The following is a 20913-nucleotide window of genomic DNA, read 5'->3' on the forward strand; positions in this document are numbered from 1 at the left end:
AGATTTTATAAATTAATCACGACCTGCATTAGCAGAAGCAGCCAAACCAAAATGAACATCTCCAGCAGTTATGATGGCTTGCTGACCATTTTTTTGTTTTACAATGCAGTTGAAATCACTATCAATACCATCAAAAAAACCTTCGATGATTTTTTCACCATTAACTATTTTGACATGCTGTCCAAGATGCGCAGAGTATAAAAGCCATTTTTCGCGGATTATATCACATCCTTTTGGTTGTTTCCAAAGAAGGTAATTTTTAGAAAAATATTCCGTCAAAACCATAAACAACTGTTCTGTTTCAACATGTAAACCAATATTCTTCAAACTTGAAGTAGGATACGGTGCGTCTTTATAATGATACTTTACATTCATTCCAATACCAATAACCAATGCGTACTGTTGTGGTGTCAATTTAAAAATTTCAAGCAAAACTCCAGAGCTTTTAGCTCCTTCTAGCAAAATATCATTTGGCCATTTTAAACGAACAATATTGTCTGTTTGTTTTTCATCTCTTATAAATTGTTTTACTGCCTCCACCATACTTACTCCAGCAACAAAACCAAGTTGAGCAGAAGTTTGATGAACAATACCATCAACTAATAAAAGACTAGAATATAGATTTCCTTTCGGACTATACCATATCCTACCTCTTCTTGCTCTTCCCTGTATTTGCTCCTGCGCAACAACCCATAAATAGCCTTGATGACCAGCTTGTGCCTTTTGTTGTGCAATGAGATTTGTTGAAGCAACACTTTCGTAAGATTCAACTGTGTATCCTTGCTTTTGTGCAAAATCTGATAAGATATAAACCATATTCATTAAAACAATGCGGCTGCTGCTTTTTCTGCTAATTCAGTGAATAAAATGCCAAAAAGCGTATAAAATAAAATGAAAAATGCAGAAAGGCCGAGACAAAATTGAAGCTCTTTCGATAAAACAGCAAAATGCGCTTTTGCGTCATCAAACCACATAATTTTAATGATTCGCAAATAGTAAAAAGCCCCGACAACAGACGCTATCATCCCAACGATAGCAAGTGGAGTGAGTCCAGCATGAACGGCAGCCGAAAATGTATACCATTTCCCCAAAAAACCAGCCATGGGCGGAATACTTGCTAAAGAAAAAAGTTGTATTGTCATCACAACAGCCATAAACGGATTAGTCTTTATCAACCCTGAAAGATCATAAATATTTTCAACATTCCCACCATTAGACCGCATTCCAAGAATAAAAGCAAATGAACCAAGCGTCATACCAAGATAAATAGTCATATAAATAATAACACTTTTTATCCCAAGAACATCTCCAGCAGCTAAACCAACAAGTGCATATCCCATATGACTGATTGATGAATAAGCCATTAAACGCTTAATATTGCTCTGGCCAATTGCCGCGAATGCGCCAAGTATCATCGACGCAATAGCCATGAACACCAAAATCTGCTGCCATGCCGGCATAGAACCATCAGTACTACTTAGTGGAATAAAAGCCGTAACAATAACACGAATGATTAAGGCCATCGCAGCAACTTTAGGCGCACCAGCAAAAAATGCTGTAATAGGTGTAGGCGCCCCTTCGTAAACATCCGGAGTCCACATATGAAACGGAACTGCAGAAATTTTGAAAGCCAAACCTGCTAAAATAAAAACAATTCCAAAAATAACCCCCAATTGTAAATTTTCACCTTTTAAAGCGAGAGAAATTTCGCGAAAACCAATTTGACCGGTGAAACCATAAAGCAAAGAAATGCCATAAAGCAGTAATCCTGAAGACAACGCCCCTAAAACAAAATACTTTATACCTGCTTCAGAAGATTTGATATTATCACGGTTGATTGCGGCTAAAACGTACAAAGCTAAAGATTGTAGTTCTAATCCCATATAAAGCGATAACATATTACCAGCTGAAATCATCAGCATCATGCCAAGTGTTGCTAAAAGAACGAGCACTGGAAATTCAAATATATCAAGCTTTTGCGCACAAGTAAAACCAACAGACATAATAAGAGCAAAGAGTGCACCAATAAGCGTTAAAATTTTCATATAACGGCCGAAAGAGTCTATAATGAGCGCATTGGTTTGAAATAAACCACTTTTCGGAAAAACAACGATAATAACAATAGCGGCAACAAGAAGAGCAATGGCCAAACCAATCACCGTTAAAGAAGAACGTGTATTGGAATAAACACCAATCAAAAGCAATACTACCCCTCCCAATGCTATTAAAATCTCTGGAAGAATTAATACTAATTGGGCTATTATTTCAGTTTGCATGAGCATTCTTCCCTTATCTAATGCAGTTTATTGATGAGGGCTTCTACAGAAAACGCCGTCGCTTTGAGAATAGGCATTGGATAGATACCAAAAAATATTGTAAGAATAACCATCGGATACAGGATGAATTTTTCTCTTGAAGAAAGATCAACAAGTACTTTTAAATTTTCTTTATCCAAGGAACCAAAAACTACACGCCGGTAAAGATAAAGCGCATAAGCAGCCGATAAAATAACGCCAGTTGTAGCAAAGACAGCAACCAATTTATTCACTTGAAAAACGCCTATTAAGGTTAAAAACTCACCCAAAAATCCTGAACTTCCAGGTAAACCTACATTGGCCATAGTAAAGATCAAGAAAACAACAGCATATTTGGGCATGTTATTTACTAAACCGCCAAAAGCCGAAATTTCACGTGTATGTAGACGATCGTAAATAACTCCAACACAAAGAAATAAAGCTGCGGAAACAATTCCATGAGATAACATCTGGTAAATAGCACCTTGGATACCTTGTTCATTTGCAGCAAAAATACCCATTGTCACGTATCCCATATGCGCTATTGAAGAATACGCAATAAGTTTTTTTATATCATTTTGTACAAGTGCAATCAGTGACGTATAGATAATAGCGATAAGCGATAATGTGAAAACCAAAGGTGCAAAATCAGCTGAGGCAATAGGAAACATTGGTAAAGAAAAACGAAGAAAACCATAACCGCCTAATTTGAGTAAGACACCGGCTAAAATAACTGAACCAGCTGTCGGTGCTTCCACGTGAGCATCAGGAAGCCATGTATGAACCGGCCACATCGGCATTTTAACCGCAAAAGAAGCAAAAAAAGCAAGCCATAACCACATTTGCATATGCGCGGGAAATTGATAATTTAGTAGAGTCGGTATATCAAGTGTTCCAACTTCCCAGTACATAGTCATAAGAGCAACCAGCATAAGAACTGAACCAAGTAAAGTGTATAGGAAAAACTTTATACTTGCATAAACACGACGTTCCCCACCCCAAACACCTATAATAATAAACATTGGAATAAGGCTGCCTTCAAAAAAAACATAAAACAGCATTGCATCAAGAGCACAAAAGACTCCAATAATAGCGACTTCAAGAAGAAGAAACGCAATCATATAAGCTTTTAATCTATCTTTAATATTTTCCCAACTTGCTAGAACACAGAAAGGCAAAAGAAAAGCTGAAAGAACTACAAAAAGAACCGAAATACCATCAATGCCCATATGATAGTGAATACCACTGCCTAACCAATTGAATTTCTCAATCATTTGGAAATTAGGATTTGTATTATCAAACCCTGCCCAAATAATTAAGGAAATAATAAAAACAAACACAGTCGTAAAAAATGCTACATTGCGTATATTATGCCGTGCTGCTTCGCTGTCGTCTTTAATAAATAAAATCAGAAGCACGCCAACAAGTGGTAAAAATGTAACCGTAGAAAGAATAGGCCAATCGATCATCAGTTTACGCCCCCGATCATCATCCATGTGATCAGCAATGCAACGCCTATAAGCATTGCAAATGCATAGTGATAAAGATAGCCTGTCTGCATTCGAACAACTCTATTTGTAATATCAACAACACGCGCTGCAATACCATTCGGACCCAGACCATCAATAATTTTACCATCTCCCACCTTCCAAAAAAAGAAACTAATTCTGAAAGTAGAACGAACAAACAAAAAGTGATATAATTGATCAAAATACCATTTTTGGTAAAGAAAATGATACACTCTTGGCATAATTTCAGCCAACTTTTTAGGAAAAGAAGGAAAAGAAATATAGAATAAATACGCTAACATAAATCCAAGAACCATTGCTATAAATGGCGACCATTTTACCCAATTAAATACATGGTGGGCATCATGAAGAATGTGATTGTGGCTGCTTGTAAATAACGCTCCCTTCCAAAAAGCATCATAAAAATCACCAAAAAAGTAAGGTTGAAAAACAGCACCAGCAAATATTGCGCCAACAGATAAAATAAAGAGTGGAATCAACATAACTGAAGGCGATTCATGAACATGATGCATAACGTCAACAGTGGCTCGTGGTTTACCATGAAATGTCATAAATATAAGCCGCCATGAGTAAAAACTTGTTAATAGAGCAGCAAAAACAAGAAGATAAAAAGCATATCCTGAAGCAATATTATGTGATGCAAAAGCGGATTCTATAATCGCATCCTTAGAGAAAAAACCAGCAGTTCCGAAAAGTGTTCCTGGAATCCCAACACCTGTCAATGCAATGGTTCCTATCATCATCATCCAATAAGTTACCCTTATATGCTTGCGTAACCCGCCCATTTTTCGCATATCTTGTTCATCAGAGACTGCATGAATTACAGAGCCAGCACCAAGAAATAATAAAGCTTTAAAAAAAGCATGCGTAAAAAGGTGAAAAACAGCTGCTCCATAAGCTCCAACACCTAATGCAACAAACATATAACCAAGCTGTGAACATGTAGAATAAGCGATAACACGCTTAATATCATTCTGCACTAACCCCACAGTGGCTGCAAAAAACGCAGTCGTTGCTCCAACAATAACAATTACTGTCAAAGCAGTTGAAGAAAGTTCAAAAATTGGGGACATACGTGCAACCATAAAAACACCAGCTGTCACCATTGTTGCGGCATGAATCAGTGCCGATACAGGTGTTGGTCCCTCCATTGCATCAGGGAGCCATGTATGTAAAAGAAATTGTGCCGATTTTCCCATTGCACCAATAAACAATAAAAGACATGTAACAGTAATTGCCGTCTGTCCATTAAACTTCCAACCTAAAAATGTCATATTTTGTACGAAGCTATTATCTGCTGCTTTTGCAAAAATAGAAGCAAAATCAACCGATTGGAATAAAACAAAAATACTAAAAATTCCTAAGAGAAAACCAAAATCTCCAACACGATTAACCACAAAAGCTTTCATTGCAGCCTTATTAGCAGAATCTCGCTGAAACCAAAAGCCAATGAGCAAATAAGAAGCGAGCCCGACACCTTCCCATCCAAAAAACATCTGAATCAAATTATTGGCTGTCACCAGCATAAGCATCATAAATGTAAATAAAGAAAGATAAGAAAAAAAACGAGACCTTGAAGAATCATGATGCATATAACCAATTGAATAAATATGCACTAATGCCGAAACACTATTTACAACAATAAGCATAACAGCTGTTAATGTATCAATATGTAAAGACCAATCAAAAGTTAAACCACCAACAGTGAGCCAATGTAACACTAATATATCAACAACTGGAGCATGACCAAGGGCAATATCAATAAATGCTACCCACGAAAATATGGCAACTACCACCATAAAACTACATGTTATCAATTCATTAGCACGATCCCCTATAGCATTCCCACCTATAGAAGCAATTAAAAAGCCCAAAAGTGGAAGAAAGACAATCGTATAATACATCACTGGTTAGCCTTTCATCACATTAACATCTTCAACTGCGATAGAACCACGATTGCGGAAAAAAACGACAAGAATTGCTAAACCAATTGCGGCTTCGGCAGCAGCTACCGTTAAAACAAATAAAGCGAATACTTGACCAACAAGATCATGAAGAAATGCTGAAAACGCAACAAAATTGAGATTAACTGAAAGCAATATAAGCTCAATGGACATCAAGATAATAATCACATTCTTTCTGTTGAGAAAAATTCCAGCAATACCGATTGTAAACATCAAAACAGAAACAATGAGATAATGTGTAATATCAATGTGCATAGCCTCCCCCTTAAACACCCTTGCCTGATTCAACTTGCTTGATTTCAATTGCATTTTCTACTGTCCGAGAAACCTGCAGCGCAATAGATTGTCGCTTAACACCTGATTTATGACGGAGTGTTAAAACAATCGCACCAATCATTGCAGTCAACAAAATTATCCCAGCAATCTGAAAATAGAAAACATAATCCGTATAAAGGACGTCCCCTAACGCCTGTGTATTCGTTCGTTGCAGTAAATCCGGCATGGGTTGCGTAATGTGTGTTCTAAGGGCTGGAGAAAAACGGTTGCTCACAAAAACAACAATCAATTCTACAGCAACAATACCACCAACAAGAGCTCCAATAGGAGCATACCGAAGTGCACCAGTTTTTAATTCAACAAAATCAACATCAAGCATCATAACCACAAATAAAAACAAAACTGCTACAGCACCAACATAAACAACAAGCAGAATAAGCCCCAAAAACTCTGCTCCTGCAAGCAAAAACAAAGCTGCAGCATTAAAAAATGCTAATATTAAAAACAAAACTGAATGCACAGGATTGCGTGCTGTAATAACAATAACTGCACTTGCAAGCATAATAAAAGCAAATGAACAGAAAAATGCCGCCGCTAGATCCGTTAGCATAGGCTTCTCCTCAATTAATTAAACAATAGGTATAAAATTTCATACCAGATTACAATTTATCGGAAAAATTATCCGACACCTCACTCAATGATACACTTAACGATAAGGTGCATCCACCAATATATTTCGAGCAATTTCTCGCTCCCAGCGATCTCCATTCATTAAAAGCTTTTCTTTATCATAATAAAGTTCTTCACGCGTTTCTGTTGCAAACTCAAAATTAGGACCTTCCACAATAGCTTCAACTGGACAAGCTTCTTGACAAAAACCACAATAAATACACTTAACCATATCTATATCATAACGAACAGTTCTACGTGTACCATCATTGCGCCTCGGTCCTGCTTCAATTGTAATAGCTTGCGCAGGGCAAATCGCTTCACATAATTTACAAGCAATACAACGCTCTTCACCATTTGGGTAACGACGTAGCGCATGTTCTCCTCGGAAACGCTGAGAAACAAAGCCCTTCTCATAAGGATAATTGATCGTAGGCTTTGGTGAGAAAAACTGACGCATTGCTAATAAAAAAGCACTCACAAATTCCAAAAGAAGGAGTGATTTTGCTGCTTGAATAAGACCTGACACAGGAAAACCTCCTCTTAAGCGAAACCAATATATTTTAAAAAACTAGCGGTTATCACAACCATCGCCAATGAAAGGGGAAGAAATACCTTCCAACCGAGGCGCATGAGCTGATCATAGCGATAACGTGGAACAAATGCTTTAACCATAGCAAACCAAAAAAATACAAAGCAAACTTTTAGAACAAACCAAATGACACCAGGAACCCAATTAAGCCACCAAACATCTAAAAGAGGCAACCACCCCCCTAAAAATAATATAGTTGTTAATGCACACATTAAAACAATAGCAACATATTCTCCAAGAAAAAAGAGCATATAAGGCGTTGAAGAATACTCCACCATATGACCAGCAACAAGTTCAGACTCTGCTTCCACTAAATCAAAAGGAGGACGGTTTGTTTCTGCAAGTGCAGAAATAAAAAATATAATAAACATTGGAAAAAGAACGAGCCAATTCCAATCAAGAAAACTGCTAAAAGGAAGACCAAGAGATGTACCAAACCCATGACTTTGTTTATGAACAATAGTTGTGAGATCCAATGAACCACTTATCAAAATGACAGTCACAAGTACAAATCCTATGGAAACCTCATAAGAAACCATCTGTGCAGCTGAACGAAGAGCTCCTAAGAAAGGATATTTTGAATTTGATGCCCATCCTCCCATAATAACACCATAAACTTCAAGAGACGAAATAGCTAAAATATAAAGCAAACCAACATTAATTTTTGCAACTGCCCAGCCTTCATTGACTGGAATAACAGCCCAAGTTGATAAAGCAAGCGTAGCAGAAATAAAAGGTGCCAAAAGAAAAACACCCTTATTAGCACCAGCAGGTATAATAGGCTCCTTAACAACAAATTTAATTAAATCCGCAAAAGACTGTAATAACCCCCATGGGCCAACAACATTAGGACCACGCCGCAATTGTACAGCCGCCCAAATTTTCCTGTCTGCATAAAGAAGATACGCAACTAAGACCAAAAGAACAACCAAAAGGAGGAGTGTTTTTCCAACTATAATGAGCAATGGCAATAACCAAGTCATAAAGAAACCATACATCACTATTCCTTTTCCCTTGCCCTTACTCTACGGCTTACACAGTACGATTCTTTGCAAAAGATGAACATTCAGCCATAACTGCAGAAGCACGTGCTATCGGATTTGTCAAATAAAAGTCTTTAACCATAGAAGTAAATGCTTGTCTCTCCAGTGCAATCATTTGTGAACCAAGCGCTTTAAGATTACTTATACCAGAAGGCTCTATATCATCAATGGAACAAAGATGTGGATAATCATTAAACAAACTCTGTCTTAATTGAGAAAGCGAATCAAAAGGAAGTTTTCGTCCTAAAACATCTGATAAAGCACGTAAAATAGCCCAATCTTCCTTTGCTTCACCTGGAGCAAAACCCGCCCGATTTGTCATTTGGACACGTCCTTCTGTATTTACAAAAAGTCCTGATTTTTCAGTGTAAGCTGATGCTGGCAAAATAACATCAGCAGCATGCGCACCATTATCACCATGACTCCCAATATAGATTGTAAAAGCTTTTGTATTGGCTAATTCTATTTCATCCGCACCAAGCAAAAATAAAACTTCACAGGTTTTAATAATATTTGCAACCCCAAATTCAGAAATAAAACCAATGTCCAACCCCCCAACAGCCGATGCTGCATTGTGAAGAACACCAAACCCATTCCATTCTTCGTTAAGAGCTCCAACGCTATCAGCTAATTTTGCAAGGTTTTTTAAAACAGACAAACCTTCTTTACCTAAAAGAGCTCCCTCTCCAATAAGAATAAGTGGCTTTTTTGCTTCTTTTAATACATTTAAAAATGCATCTTCACCACGAATAAGAGCACTCAATGCATCAGTACCATCTCCAAGATAAAAATATGGATAACGTAAATCGACTCTTTCTCCAATTAATGCAATGGGAAATTGTCCCATTCTTTGGCGCTTGAAAATACGTGCATTTAAAACAGCGGCTTCATGACGCGGATTAGATCCCACGATAAGCAATGCATCAGCTTGCTCAATACCTACAATTGTTGGATTAAAAATATAACTCGAGCGCCCTAATTCAGAGGATAAAGCCATTCCTCTTTGACGACAATCAAAAACCTTTGACCCTAATGAAAGCAGCAATCTTTTAAGTGCATACATTTCTTCTACAGATGCAAGATCTCCTGCAATTGCCCCAATTTTTTCTGGCAAGGTTTTAGAAATCACCATTTTAATCGTTGCAAAAGCCTCTGTCCAACTTACAGGTTGAAACTTTCCATCTTTGCGCACATATGGCTTATCAAGGCGCTGAGTGCGTAATCCATCCCAAATAAAACGCGTCTTATCAGAAATCCATTCCTCATTTATATCCTCATTCGTACGCGGCATAATCCGCATCACTTCACGACCGCGGCTATCAATGCGGATAGCACTACCAATCGCATCCATCACATCAATTGATTCTGTCTTTACTAATTCCCATGGACGTGCATGAAATGCATAGGGTTTTGAAGTTAAAGCTCCCACTGGACAAAGATCAATAACATTTCCTTGTAACTCAGATGTCATTGCTTTTTCAAGATATGTCGTAATTTCAGCATCTTCACCACGACCTATCAAACCAAGCTCAGAAATCCCCGCCACTTCCGTCGTAAAACGCACACAACGTGTACAATGAATACACCGTGTCATAACAGTTTTCACAAGTGGTCCAATATACTTATCTTCTACCGCACGCTTATTTTCTGTATAACGAGAACAATCGCGCCCATAGAGCATTGCTTGATCCTGAAGATCGCATTCTCCCCCTTGATCACATACAGGACAATCCAAAGGATGATTGATGAGAAGAAACTCCATAACACCTTCACGCGCTTTTTTAACCATCTCCGTGTTGGTAAAAATTTCCGGTACTTCACCATTAGGGCCTAAGCGTAAATCACGAACTCCCATGGCACAAGAAGCTTGAGGTTTTTGAGGACCGCCTTTGACTTCAACTAAGCACATGCGACAATTCCCAGCAATTGATAAAGATTCATGAAAACAAAAACGGGGTACTTCCGCACCAGCTGCCTCAGCTGCCTGAAGCAACGTATAATAATCAGGAACCTCAATCTCTTTACCATCAACTTTGATATTTATCATCACTTATCCAGCCTGCAGATAATCCACTCATAACTTGCATTCTGTTACTTTAAAAACAAAATTTTCTACCCAATCGCTTCCAAAGCAATATTTTTTCTTTGAACTATATTTCGCGTATAATCATCAATTCTACGCTCGATTTCTGAACGAAAATTACGTATCAATCCCTGTATAGGCCATGCGGCTGCATCACCGAGTGCGCAAATAGTGTGTCCTTCAACTTGTTGAGATACTTCAAACAAAAGATCAATCTCGCGTTTTTGCGCTTTTCCTTCAACCATACGCCCCAAAAGACGCATCATCCAACCCGTACCTTCACGACATGGTGTACACTGCCCACAGCTTTCATGCTTGAAAAAAGCGGCTATACGCCAAATTGCCTTGATAATATCAGTCGATTTATCCATAACAATCACACCACCTGTACCAAAAGAAGATCCAACATCTCGCATCCCATCGAAATCCATGATCGCATCGATCATATCCTCACCACGAACGACTGGACAAGAAGCACCTCCTGGAATAACTGCTAAAAGATTATTCCATCCACCACAAATACCGCCTGTATGTTTTTCAATTAATTCGCGGAAAGACACACCAAGGGCTTCTTCAAATGTACAAGGTGCATTAACATGCCCAGAAACCATAAACAATTTCGTTCCAACATTATTTGCACGCCCAATTGAGGAAAACCACGAAGCACCCCGGCGCAAAATTGTTGGAACAACAGCTATGGATTCTACATTATTTACTGTTGTTGGACAGCCATAAATTCCCATATTTGCGGGGAATGGCGGCTTAAGCCGAGGTTGTCCCTTTTTCCCTTCAAGACTTTCGAGAAGAGCCGTTTCTTCGCCACAAATATAAGCACCCGCACCATGATGAATAATAATATCGCATGCATGCCCATATTTTGTTTTTTTACCGAGTAAGCCTGCATCATAACACGCATCAACAGCAGCTTGAAGTGCTTCACGTTCACGAATATATTCACCACGAATATAAATAAAAGCAACATTTGCCCCCATCGCAAAAGTAGCAAGTGCACATCCTTCAATTAAAGTATGAGGTTCATGCCGTAAAATATCACGGTCTTTACATGTTCCAGGTTCCGATTCATCAGCATTCACAACCAAATAATGGGGACGACCATCACTCTCTTTAGGCATAAAAGACCACTTCATTCCAGTAGGAAAACCAGCACCACCACGACCACGCAAACCTGATGCCTTCATTTCATTAATGATCCAATCACGGCCTTTTTCAATAATTGCCTTAGTACCATCCCAATGCCCACGTGACATTGCAGCTTTCAATGATTTATCTTTCAAACCATAAATATTGGTGAAAATGCGATCTTTATCCGCCAGCATACCCCATCTTCTTTCCTATAGCCCATAACATTTTAGCATTTCCTCAAACGCAATTCTTAAACAACTGTTCAAAGCTTTTCATTTTTAGCCAGATGTTGCTTCAATAGATTGAATAATAGACAACTTCTCAAGAAAAAATACCTATTATACTCCCATTTTCTTATCATTCTTTATTCTCTGAATAATTTGTGTAATTTCTTTTTTTCTGCATCCGCATCAATTAAAGAAGTTAAACCGCTAATTGGCTCCGATGATTTACGACTACTTTGCGGACCAACTGTTATCTCAGAACCTTTACCTGCTTCAAATGCATCAATAATTTCTTCAAGACGTTCAGCTGTAAGATCTTCATAAGTATCTTTAAAAATCATAACCATAGGAGCATTTACACAAGCGCCAAGGCATTCTACTTCTTCCCACGATAATGTTCCATCTTTATTGGTAACAAAAGGTTCATGATGAATTTTTTTCTGGCAAACTTTAATCAATTCACTAGAACCACGTAACATACAAGGAGTTGTACCACAAACTTGAATATGCGCCCTTGTTCCAACTGGTTGAAGCTGAAACTGAGTATAAAAAGTCGCAACTTCCAAAACACGAATATAAGCCATGGAAAGAATTTGAGCAATATGCTCAATCGCAGCACGTGTTACCCAACCGTCTTGCTCTTGAGCACGCATTAATAATGGAATTACAGCGGATTGCTCACGTCCTACAGGATATTTTTCTATGGTATTTTTTACCCATATCTGATTTTCTTTTGTGAAAGAAAACTCTGCAGGTTGGTAAATATCATCTGCAAGACGGCGCACAGACATTAGCGATCAACCTCCCCAAAAACAATATCTATTGACCCCAAAATAGCTGTAGCATCCGCTAACATATGACCTCGAGTCAAAAAATCCATGGCTTGAAGATGAGCAAAACCAGGAGCACGCAACTTAACACGATAAGGCTTATTAGTCCCGTCAGAAATAAGATAAACTCCAAACTCACCCTTCGGAGCTTCCACAGCGACGTATACTTCACCAGGAGGAGTATGAAAACCCTCCGTATAAAGCTTGAAATGATGAATAAGTGCTTCCATCGAACTTTTCATTTCACACCGCTTTGGGGGCACAATTTTACGATTCAAACTCGAGACTGGTCCACTTTTTTCAGCACCAAGCAAACGATCCACACATTGGCGCATAATTTTTGCTGATTGGCGCATTTCTTCCATACGAATCAGATAACGATCATAACAGTCACTGTTCTTACCTACAGGAATATCAAAATCCATTTCATCATAACATTCATAAGGTTGGCTTTTACGCAAATCCCATGGCACACCAGCTCCGCGAATCATAACTCCAGAAAAACCACGTGCCCAAGCTTCATCAATACTCACTATGCCAATATCCACGTTACGCTGCTTAAAAATTCGATTTGGCGTCACAAGCGCATCCAGTTTACCAAGAGCAATAAGAAACGGATCAATAAAATTACCAATATCCTCAATTAAAGATTCTGGTAAGTCTTGATGCACACCACCAGGGCGAAAATAATTTGCATGAAGGCGTGCACCACATGCGCGCTCATAAAAAATCATCAATTTTTCACGTTGCTCGAACCCCCAAAGTGGTGGAGTCAAAGCACCAACATCCATTGCCTGTGTTGTTACATTAAGTAAATGATTAAGTATGCGCCCAATTTCAGAAAACAAAACACGTATTAACTGTCCTCGCTTGGGCACCTCAACACCCAATAATTTTTCAATAGCAAGCACAAAAGCATGCTCCTGATTCATAGGAGCAACATAATCCAAACGATCTAGATAAGGACCAGCTTGAAGATAAGTTTTTGTTTCCATTAATTTTTCGGTACCGCGATGCAATAATCCAATATGTGGATCTACACGCTCAACAACTTCACCGTCCAATTCCAGAACCATACGCAAAACCCCATGCGCAGCAGGATGCTGCGGTCCAAAATTGATATTAAAGTTCCGAACATTGACCTCAGCCACAATCATCCCCTTAAGTTTTTTACTCCATATCAAATGTTAATAAAAAACTTTATCATACTAAAATACTTAATTATTTTACAATTCTATTACTTTTATTATAGAACCCTATGAGCTCCAAATATCATTTCTTGACACCCACTTTTTCATCACACGGCAATACATATTCCCCTCCTTCCCAAGGAGAAAGAAAATCAAAACTGCGCATCTCTTGACGCAAAACCACAGGTTCATAAATCACCCTCTTTGCTTCATTATCATAGCGACATTCAACAAATCCTGTCACTGGAAAATCTTTACGCAAAGGATGTCCTTCAAATCCATAGTCAGTTAAAATCCGTCTTAAATCAGGATGACCTGAAAATAAAATTCCGTACATATCATACGCCTCACGCTCATACCACTCGGCTCCGGGATAAATCGAGCATACAGAAGCAACGGGGGTATTTTCATCTGTACGGACCTTTACACGCAAACGCAAATTCTCGCGAGGAGATAATAATTGGTAAGAAACGTCAAAACGTTTATCACGAGAAGGATAATCAACACCGCTAATGTCTGTAATATTAATAAATTGACAGCGAGAATCATCACGAACAAACATTAAAACATCCGTAATCGCATTAAGACGCGATATAAGAGTTAATTCACCAAATGCAAAAATCGTTTCTTCAAGTTTATCCCCTAACTTTTTTTTCAAATAGGTAGCAAGTTCAACTAATGATTCATTCACCATGAATAAAGACCCCTATCGCTCTATAGAACCAGTACGACGGATTTTTTTCTGCAACAATAATATACCATATAGCAATGCTTCCGCCGTAGGCGGACACCCTGGAACATAAATATCCACAGGTACAATACGATCACATCCACGTACAACTGAATAAGAGTAATGATAATACCCCCCACCATTGGCACACGATCCCATAGAAATCACATAACGCGGCTCTGGCATTTGATCATACACTTTCCTTAAAGCAGGTGCCATTTTATTTGTTAAAGTACCCGCTACCACCATTACATCTGATTGGCGGGGTGACGCGCGTGGCGCATATCCAAAACGCTCATTATCGTAATGAGGCATTGAACACTGCATCATTTCAATAGCACAACAAGCCAAACCAAAACTCATCCACATTAAAGAACCAGTACGCGCCCAAGTAATCAAAGCATCTGCCGAAGTAACTAAAAAGCCCTTATCCGATAATTGAGCATTAATATCACGGAAGAACTCATCGTCAGAACCTATCAACTCGCCCGTATTTGGATTGATAACCCCTTTTGGTTTTGGAGCGGTAATCGTTGAATTGTTAGATATTAATCCCATTCAAGAGCTCCTTTTTTCCATTCGTATATAAATCCAATTGTCAAAAGCGCTAGAAACACAATCATCGACCAAAAGCCGAACATACCTATTGATTCAAATGAAACAGCCCAAGGAAAAAGAAAAGCAACCTCAAGATCAAAAATAATAAACAAAATCGATACTAAATAAAAACGAATATCAAACTTCATGCGCGCATCATCAAACGAATTAAATCCACATTCATAAGCTGATAATTTTTCAGGATCAGGAGAGCGATAAGCCACGATATAGGGCATAATTAAAAGAACTCCCGCAATAACTGCCGAAACAATGATAAAGATTAAAACTGGTAAATAAGAGCCCAATAAATGAGTCATAATCCTCTTCCACCTTAATGAAATGATCCGAATTAACGCAATTACTCCACATCGTTAAATTAAATAAGTAATTATAATAACTGCACTGTCAATCCCGCTCACACTGCTTGGAGCGCATTCCGAGCGATGCTTTTCCTACCCGCATAGGTAACGCAGAGAGAACAAAGACGCAAGTCCTATTCCTATAAAAAACGAAAGAATCTAAATTCGAAAAAACATTTTAAAAGCTAGCACTCTAACAGCTATATAATTGATATTTTTGTTCAAGACAGAAATCTCATGAAGGAGTTACGAAATGGCGCGAGTGACGGGGCTCGAACCCGCGACCTCCGGCGTGACAGGCCAGCACTCTAACCAACTGAGCTACACCCGCGCACTTCTTTTGAACCAATTCATTATTGGTATAAGCGGTCGTGTAAGGTGTTCATTCGTTTATGTCAAGAAGACTTATGCATTTTTTTAAAAAAATCATCAAACGCTATCTTTATTCTTGCGTTTGTAAAAATTTTTCCTTAAGGAGTGTCTATTCAATTGCTGGTCATTGCATTGGGCGATTAGCTCAGCTGGTAGAGCGCCTCGTTTACACCGAGGATGTCGGGAGTTCGAGTCTCTCATCGCCCACCATATAACTTTATATCCGTATTAACTTATTGATGTTTCACGTGTTTTTTTAAGTGAGAGATGCCTAAATAAAAGTAAGAAAATAGGATTTTTTAACATTTCTTTACAACAGTAGCATTTTCTTTGCTCTTCGCTAATTTCTCTAATATTTTTTTGAATGCTTCTAAATCCTCTTGTGAAAAAACATTTAAACGTCTAACAAACATGTCCACAGTTTCACGACTTAACGGACGAGAAGATTTGATTGTAAAATTTGTGCGAGAGACATCTGATTCTTTTCTCGAAAGTTCTGCCGCCTCTTGATCTAAAGTGTAGAGTTCAATTTTCTAAGCTTTCACAGACTTTTTAAAAATCTTCAAAGCTTTTTCAAAGACCTTTCAAAGCCTTCTATCATTTTTGCTGCCAAATTTTGATTTTTGCTACTTTTCACTCTTTTTTGTAATTTTAGGTGTCAAAACCAATTTTGAAAAAACGCGCATTAATGATAAAAAATAGTCATAAAAACAATAAATTACTACGTATTCCTACCTAATCTCACCTTTTCCTACTTAGTATAAAACCTACTGTCAAACTACAGTGAATGAAACGATTGTCTTTTAGCAGGTATGAAGCTTTAAAAATCTGTTTCATTTCCTCAATGTACAGCGATATATGGTAGAAAAATTACTATAAACTAGGAATAGGTAGTTTTATTCAAATAGCTCTTTTTTTGATAGAAAATATATAAAACGCGAGACAGAGGTCTCGCGTTATTTCTCTATCTCAATAATAAGATAGAAGGAATTAATAATCATTCAGTTTTTTCAACTTCTAAATTTGCTTTACTCATAGTATGATTATTATCATTTTTCATGGCAGATATTGATGTCTGCACAGCTATCTTCTTTGGTTTTAATTCAGCTGGCGTTTCTCTTTTAAGCTGAATATGAAGAAGTCCATCACCGAGCTCTGCTCCAATAACTTTAACATGATCAGCTAAATGGAAACGCCGCTCAAAAGCACGTGACGCAATACCTCGATAAAGGAATTCTCGTTCTTCATCATCATTTTCAGGACTTCTTTGACCCTTAACGATCAGCTGATTGCAATGCGTTTCGATATCGATTTCATCTTGAGAAAAACCAGCAACAGCCATAGAAATTCTATAAGAATCTTCAGTTAAACGCTCAATGTTATAAGGCGGATAAGAAGAAACATCCTCAAGTTGAGTCCTAGAATCAAACCAGTTAAAAAGATGATCAAAACCTACTGTTGAACGATAAAATGGTGAAAAATCTACTTGACGCATAGTATTGCCCTCCTTTAGAGCGACTACAATTAATTGACTCACTAAGTTTCCGAATGGCAAACTGTCCGTGAACCAGCGGCCCAGAGTAGCGACCGCATCATTTATCTGGTAACTATTCTATCCTATTTCAACTCTTTTACGCTCGAATTTGTAAAAACATACAAAACAACATAACTGTTTCTTAATTCTTCTTTATCATTATATATTAAGTCCCCTCGTTATCTCACTTCACTAAGTTGCAAAATACACTGCAAAGGTTATCAATTGGAAACATTTCTTTATCACACAAATTGCGATTCTGTTTCTCCCAATATCCGTAATAGCTATCTTAAAATAGCCATGGATCGCGGAGTTCGTGTTATGACAACATATCCTGATATGGAAAAATCCAAGGGAACAATTGTTATTCTCGGAAACCATACAAATGTTTTAGAAGAATATTTTTTATCAATAAATGAAATTTCTAAACGTGGTTTTCATACTGCAATATTTGACTGGTTTGGACGAGAAAATTCACCATTCAATATAAGAAAACAGAGCCGATATCATTATTTCGATATTAACAATGATATTAATGACTTAAATGAATTTCTTAGAAATGTCATTTATCCTAGTTGTCCACCACCTTACTATATGCTAACCTATGGCATGGGAGGATTGATAGCACTTAGCGGACTGGATCTTCTTAATCACCAGTTTAAGAAAATGCTCTGCGTTTCTCCCCTTTTTGCACCGTTGGGCAATAAAACAAATGGCTTCCAACATAAATTAACACAATTTTTTTCTGATATAGGCTTGGGATTCGTACCAGCTAAAAGTGGAAAAAAACTCAAACAAACAAAGTCCCCAACATCTCGATGGATGGCATCAGTACTGAATGCAATTTCCTCTATGAAAAAAAATATATTTCATGGACATTTGCAAATCCCAACACTGTTTATTCTCGCCAATCAAAACAACATTGCGAATAACATTGAGGTGCGACAGTTATGCCAACACACACGACTAACAGACAGTATCACCATTACAGGTGCTGAACTTGATACAGTCATGCATGAAGAAAGTTACAAGAAACAATTTTGGGCTGCCTTCGATGCATTTATTTTCTATGATAATTCATCTATAAATTGATATTTACTAATAAAAAATATAATTAACAATATAAAAATAATAAAAATGCGGATAAGTTACTACATTGCTTGTTTATTATTAATTTTTTTATATTATATAATGGTATGTTTATAAAAGTATACATAAAACAAACAGTTATAAAAACTCATCTTTTTCGTACGTTTTTTTTGTTTTCTTCAATATAAACAGTTTCTGAAATGGATACTCCCACAACTTCTTCAACGAAGCTCTTACCAAAATGGAAAAATTAAAAAGAAACAGAAATTGCGCTTAAAATATTCAGATACTGTTTTCCTCTTTCAATATCACATACATTTCGAATTTAACTAACTTACAACGAATACGCTATATCCTTGACAAGAAGGCAAAAATTAACCATTTTACTATTCATTCCAATTATGAGCATTTTATCATCTTTTTTATAAATACTCTATATTGTATAATTGATGTGGCAAAAAACTCTGACGAATGGAGCTATTGGAATATAATCATGAAACGAATCCTGCTCGCAGAAGATGATAACGATATGCGTCGCTTTCTAGCGAAAGCTTTAGAACGTGCAGGCTACGAAGTCGCCGATTTCGATAACGGTGCGAGCGCATATGAACGTTTACAGGAAGAACCGTTTTCCCTTCTACTTACTGATATTGTGATGCCGGAAATGGACGGTATCGAATTGGCACGACGCGCTACTGAAATTGATCCTGATTTACGCGTGATGTTTATTACAGGTTTCGCAGCAGTTGCACTCAATTCAAATAGCGATGCCCCTCCTGATGCAAAAGTGCTTTCTAAACCGTTTCACTTGCGTGAACTTGTTAATGAAGTTGAAAAGATACTTATAGCTGCTTAAAAGGAGCTATGTTTCTAAGTTATTCGTGACGGATTAAATAGAAAACTAAATTAGGCATTGACGTTTGTCATTCTATGTGATGTATGCAACGTTATTAAATGGGCGTGTAGCTCAGCGGGAGAGCACTACGTTGACATCGTAGGGGTCACAGGTTCAATCCCTGTCACGCCCACCATGTAACTTTATATATCTATTAAGTTATTGATATTATATATCTTTTTTAAGATTCTGGATGCGTAGATAAAAGTTGGGGAATAGGATTTTCTAACATTTCTCTATAAAGCACGCTTCGCACAATGTTTCTAATGTTTCTTTGAAGTCTGCTAACGCTTCTTGATGTAAGCCATCTAAAAGTCTCATAAACGCAACAATAGTTTCGCGTTGTAACGGAGTAGAAGGCTTTATTATGATGCTTTTTCGACAAGAATAGGCTGCTTTTTTTAAGAGAGAAGCCATAGCTTTATCTAAACCATAGAGCTCTATGATCTTTTCCTCCAGTCTTACAGGAACAGATCTTTTGCCAATTTCTACAGAAAATAGAAATGCTACAGATATGTCTAATTTCTTAGCCATATCTAAGAGACGTTCGGAGTGATCAATGCGAAGTTTACGTAAAATTTTACCAAAGGATGTAAGCATATAAAAAGTCCTATTAGAGAAGAAATATTTCTTCTGATTCTAACAAATCTTTTTATGATTTTCCTCAATTATTGCGAATCAAGAGTTCTTTTCGGGGTATTTTTTAGCAAAACCAGAGGTCCAAAGTGTTTTTAGTTATAAAAAGTTAACTTAGAGCTACAATGTAGCTACCTTACAATAAAGGTTAATGAATGGAGAATTTACCATGAAAGCTGACTCTATCGTTCGCGCCCGTATCCCCACTGAAATGAAAAAACAAGCAATGATCACCCTAGAGCGTATGGGTTTAAGTGCTTCAGATCTCATCCGCATGACATTTTTGCGTGTAGCTGAAGAAGGCTGCTTACCTTTCGATGTCAAAGTACCCAATAGCGCCACACGCAAAGCCATAAAAGAACTAGACGAGGGAAAAGGTAAAACATTCGAAAACGCAGACGCGCTATTTAAAAACTTGGGTATCTGATATGCTGACGCTTATTCGTTCAGTACAATTCAAGAGTGACGTACGCAAAGTAGAAAAACACGGTAAAAATATGAATAAACTGCGTACACTATTGAGCCTGTTGATTGAAGAAAAACCATTACCGAAATATTATTGCGACCACCCCTTAAAAGGCTCTTGAGCTGGTTGCCGTGATAGTCATATCGAACCAGATTGGCTGCTGATTTATAGAATTGAAAAAGACAAATTACATCTTGTCCGTACAGGAATTCACGCTGACCTTTTTCAAGGATAACATAATGCTAACCATTTCATGATGCGTGACATCATCTTTAAGCCTTGATAGGTCTCAATCATCTCGTGAAGCAGCTGTTGTTCTTTTTCCGTAAGATCTTTATCTTTGTTCTTTTCTGGTCATTTTTCCAACCACATAAATGTGCTCCCTGCTTGTTATGTTT

20 protein-coding genes, 3 tRNA genes and 1 pseudogene are annotated in these 20913 nt (G+C 37.6%); 6 read left to right on the forward strand and 18 right to left on the reverse strand.

Annotated elements, in window-relative coordinates; genetic code table 11:
- Positions 1–12: 12 nt before the first annotated feature.
- From GQO39_RS02895 to GQO39_RS02970, 16 genes are all read right to left on the reverse strand, one after another.
- Positions 13–822 carry a biotin--[acetyl-CoA-carboxylase] ligase gene (locus tag GQO39_RS02895; RefSeq protein ID WP_156850875.1) on the reverse strand — a complete coding sequence of 270 codons (810 nt, stop codon included), beginning with the start codon at positions 820–822 and terminating at the stop codon, positions 13–15.
- Entirely contained in the window at positions 822–2276 is a 1455-nt protein-coding gene (gene nuoN / locus GQO39_RS02900; RefSeq protein ID WP_156850876.1) for an NADH-quinone oxidoreductase subunit NuoN, read from the reverse strand. The genes GQO39_RS02895 and nuoN overlap by 1 nt, the downstream gene beginning before the upstream one ends.
- 17 nt (positions 2277–2293) lie before the next feature.
- Positions 2294–3763: an NADH-quinone oxidoreductase subunit M gene (locus tag GQO39_RS02905; protein WP_156850891.1), complete on the reverse strand. Its 1470-nt coding sequence runs from the start codon at positions 3761–3763 to the stop codon at positions 2294–2296.
- A complete protein-coding gene (nuoL, locus tag GQO39_RS02910; protein ID WP_156850892.1) occupies positions 3763–5727 on the reverse strand; it encodes an NADH-quinone oxidoreductase subunit L in 1965 nt (654 codons plus the stop codon). Before nuoL ends, GQO39_RS02905 begins: the two co-directional genes overlap by 1 nt.
- A 6-nt stretch (positions 5728–5733) precedes the next feature.
- Positions 5734–6042 carry an NADH-quinone oxidoreductase subunit NuoK gene (gene nuoK, locus GQO39_RS02915; protein WP_156850877.1) on the reverse strand — a complete coding sequence of 103 codons (309 nt, stop codon included), beginning with the start codon at positions 6040–6042 and terminating at the stop codon, positions 5734–5736.
- Positions 6043–6052: 10 nt separating this feature from the next.
- Positions 6053–6673 (reverse strand): NADH-quinone oxidoreductase subunit J, encoded by a 621-nt coding sequence (locus tag GQO39_RS02920; RefSeq protein WP_156850878.1) that lies wholly within the window; start codon positions 6671–6673, stop codon positions 6053–6055.
- Positions 6674–6769: 96 nt separating this feature from the next.
- Positions 6770–7261, reverse strand: a complete 492-nt coding sequence (nuoI, locus tag GQO39_RS02925; protein WP_156850879.1) for an NADH-quinone oxidoreductase subunit NuoI — start codon at positions 7259–7261, stop codon at positions 6770–6772.
- A 14-nt stretch (positions 7262–7275) separates the two neighbouring features.
- A complete protein-coding gene (gene nuoH, locus GQO39_RS02930) occupies positions 7276–8322 on the reverse strand; it encodes an NADH-quinone oxidoreductase subunit NuoH (protein ID WP_156850880.1) in 1047 nt (348 codons plus the stop codon).
- A 34-nt stretch (positions 8323–8356) separates the two neighbouring features.
- Positions 8357–10414, reverse strand: coding sequence for an NADH-quinone oxidoreductase subunit NuoG (gene nuoG / locus GQO39_RS02935; protein ID WP_156850881.1), 2058 nt, complete (start codon positions 10412–10414; stop codon positions 8357–8359).
- 65 nt (positions 10415–10479) lie between these two features.
- Complete coding sequence (nuoF, locus tag GQO39_RS02940; RefSeq protein WP_156850882.1) at positions 10480–11787, reverse strand: NADH-quinone oxidoreductase subunit NuoF; 1308 nt, start codon at positions 11785–11787, stop codon at positions 10480–10482.
- 170 nt (positions 11788–11957) lie between these two features.
- Positions 11958–12608 (reverse strand): NADH-quinone oxidoreductase subunit NuoE, encoded by a 651-nt coding sequence (nuoE, locus tag GQO39_RS02945; RefSeq protein WP_007553366.1) that lies wholly within the window; start codon positions 12606–12608, stop codon positions 11958–11960.
- Positions 12608–13798, reverse strand: coding sequence for an NADH-quinone oxidoreductase subunit D (locus GQO39_RS02950; protein ID WP_156850883.1), 1191 nt, complete (start codon positions 13796–13798; stop codon positions 12608–12610). The genes nuoE and GQO39_RS02950 overlap by 1 nt, the downstream gene beginning before the upstream one ends.
- A gap of 121 nt (positions 13799–13919) precedes the next feature.
- The gene (locus GQO39_RS02955) at positions 13920–14528 is read right to left on the reverse strand and encodes an NADH-quinone oxidoreductase subunit C (RefSeq protein WP_198039402.1); all 609 of its coding nucleotides are present in this window, start codon (positions 14526–14528) and stop codon (positions 13920–13922) included.
- Positions 14529–14543: 15 nt separating this feature from the next.
- Positions 14544–15125, reverse strand: coding sequence for a NuoB/complex I 20 kDa subunit family protein (locus GQO39_RS02960; protein ID WP_007553369.1), 582 nt, complete (start codon positions 15123–15125; stop codon positions 14544–14546).
- On the reverse strand, positions 15116–15481 hold the full coding sequence (locus GQO39_RS02965; protein ID WP_007553370.1) for an NADH-quinone oxidoreductase subunit A: 366 nt from the start codon (positions 15479–15481) through the stop codon (positions 15116–15118). Before GQO39_RS02965 ends, GQO39_RS02960 begins: the two co-directional genes overlap by 10 nt.
- Before the next feature lie 296 nt (positions 15482–15777).
- Positions 15778–15854 (reverse strand) — tRNA-Asp (locus GQO39_RS02970).
- A gap of 175 nt (positions 15855–16029) precedes the next feature.
- On the opposite strand from GQO39_RS02970, the gene GQO39_RS02975 reads away from it, so the two are divergent.
- Positions 16030–16105: transfer RNA gene (locus GQO39_RS02975), tRNA-Val, on the forward strand.
- A 787-nt stretch (positions 16106–16892) separates the two neighbouring features.
- Here GQO39_RS02975 and GQO39_RS02980 read toward each other — a convergent pair.
- Positions 16893–17390 carry an Hsp20 family protein gene (locus GQO39_RS02980; protein WP_007553371.1) on the reverse strand — a complete coding sequence of 166 codons (498 nt, stop codon included), beginning with the start codon at positions 17388–17390 and terminating at the stop codon, positions 16893–16895.
- A 264-nt stretch (positions 17391–17654) separates the two neighbouring features.
- Here GQO39_RS02980 and GQO39_RS02985 point away from each other — a divergent pair, with 264 nt between their 5' ends.
- From GQO39_RS02985 to GQO39_RS02995, 3 genes are all read left to right on the forward strand, one after another.
- The gene (locus tag GQO39_RS02985) at positions 17655–18521 is read left to right on the forward strand and encodes a serine aminopeptidase domain-containing protein (protein WP_156850885.1); all 867 of its coding nucleotides are present in this window, start codon (positions 17655–17657) and stop codon (positions 18519–18521) included.
- Between the two features lie 490 nt (positions 18522–19011).
- Positions 19012–19374 (forward strand): cell cycle two-component system response regulator CpdR, encoded by a 363-nt coding sequence (cpdR, locus tag GQO39_RS02990; RefSeq protein WP_004858948.1) that lies wholly within the window; start codon positions 19012–19014, stop codon positions 19372–19374.
- Between the two features lie 100 nt (positions 19375–19474).
- Positions 19475–19549: transfer RNA gene (locus GQO39_RS02995), tRNA-Val, on the forward strand.
- Positions 19550–19638: 89 nt separating this feature from the next.
- Here GQO39_RS02995 and GQO39_RS03000 read toward each other — a convergent pair.
- Positions 19639–20013, reverse strand: a complete 375-nt coding sequence (locus GQO39_RS03000; protein ID WP_156850886.1) for a helix-turn-helix domain-containing protein — start codon at positions 20011–20013, stop codon at positions 19639–19641.
- 205 nt (positions 20014–20218) lie between these two features.
- On the opposite strand from GQO39_RS03000, the gene GQO39_RS03005 reads away from it, so the two are divergent.
- Both GQO39_RS03005 and GQO39_RS09115 read left to right on the forward strand, forming a co-directional pair.
- Positions 20219–20476 carry a type II toxin-antitoxin system RelB/DinJ family antitoxin gene (locus GQO39_RS03005; protein ID WP_156850887.1) on the forward strand — a complete coding sequence of 86 codons (258 nt, stop codon included), beginning with the start codon at positions 20219–20221 and terminating at the stop codon, positions 20474–20476.
- A 1-nt stretch (position 20477) separates the two neighbouring features.
- Positions 20478–20750, forward strand: a pseudogene (locus tag GQO39_RS09115) (type II toxin-antitoxin system RelE/ParE family toxin).
- Positions 20751–20913 lie beyond the last annotated feature (163 nt).

This window comes from Bartonella refiksaydamii, from assembly GCF_902652675.1.
In the GTDB taxonomy this organism is placed as follows: domain Bacteria; phylum Pseudomonadota; class Alphaproteobacteria; order Rhizobiales; family Rhizobiaceae; genus Bartonella; species Bartonella refiksaydamii.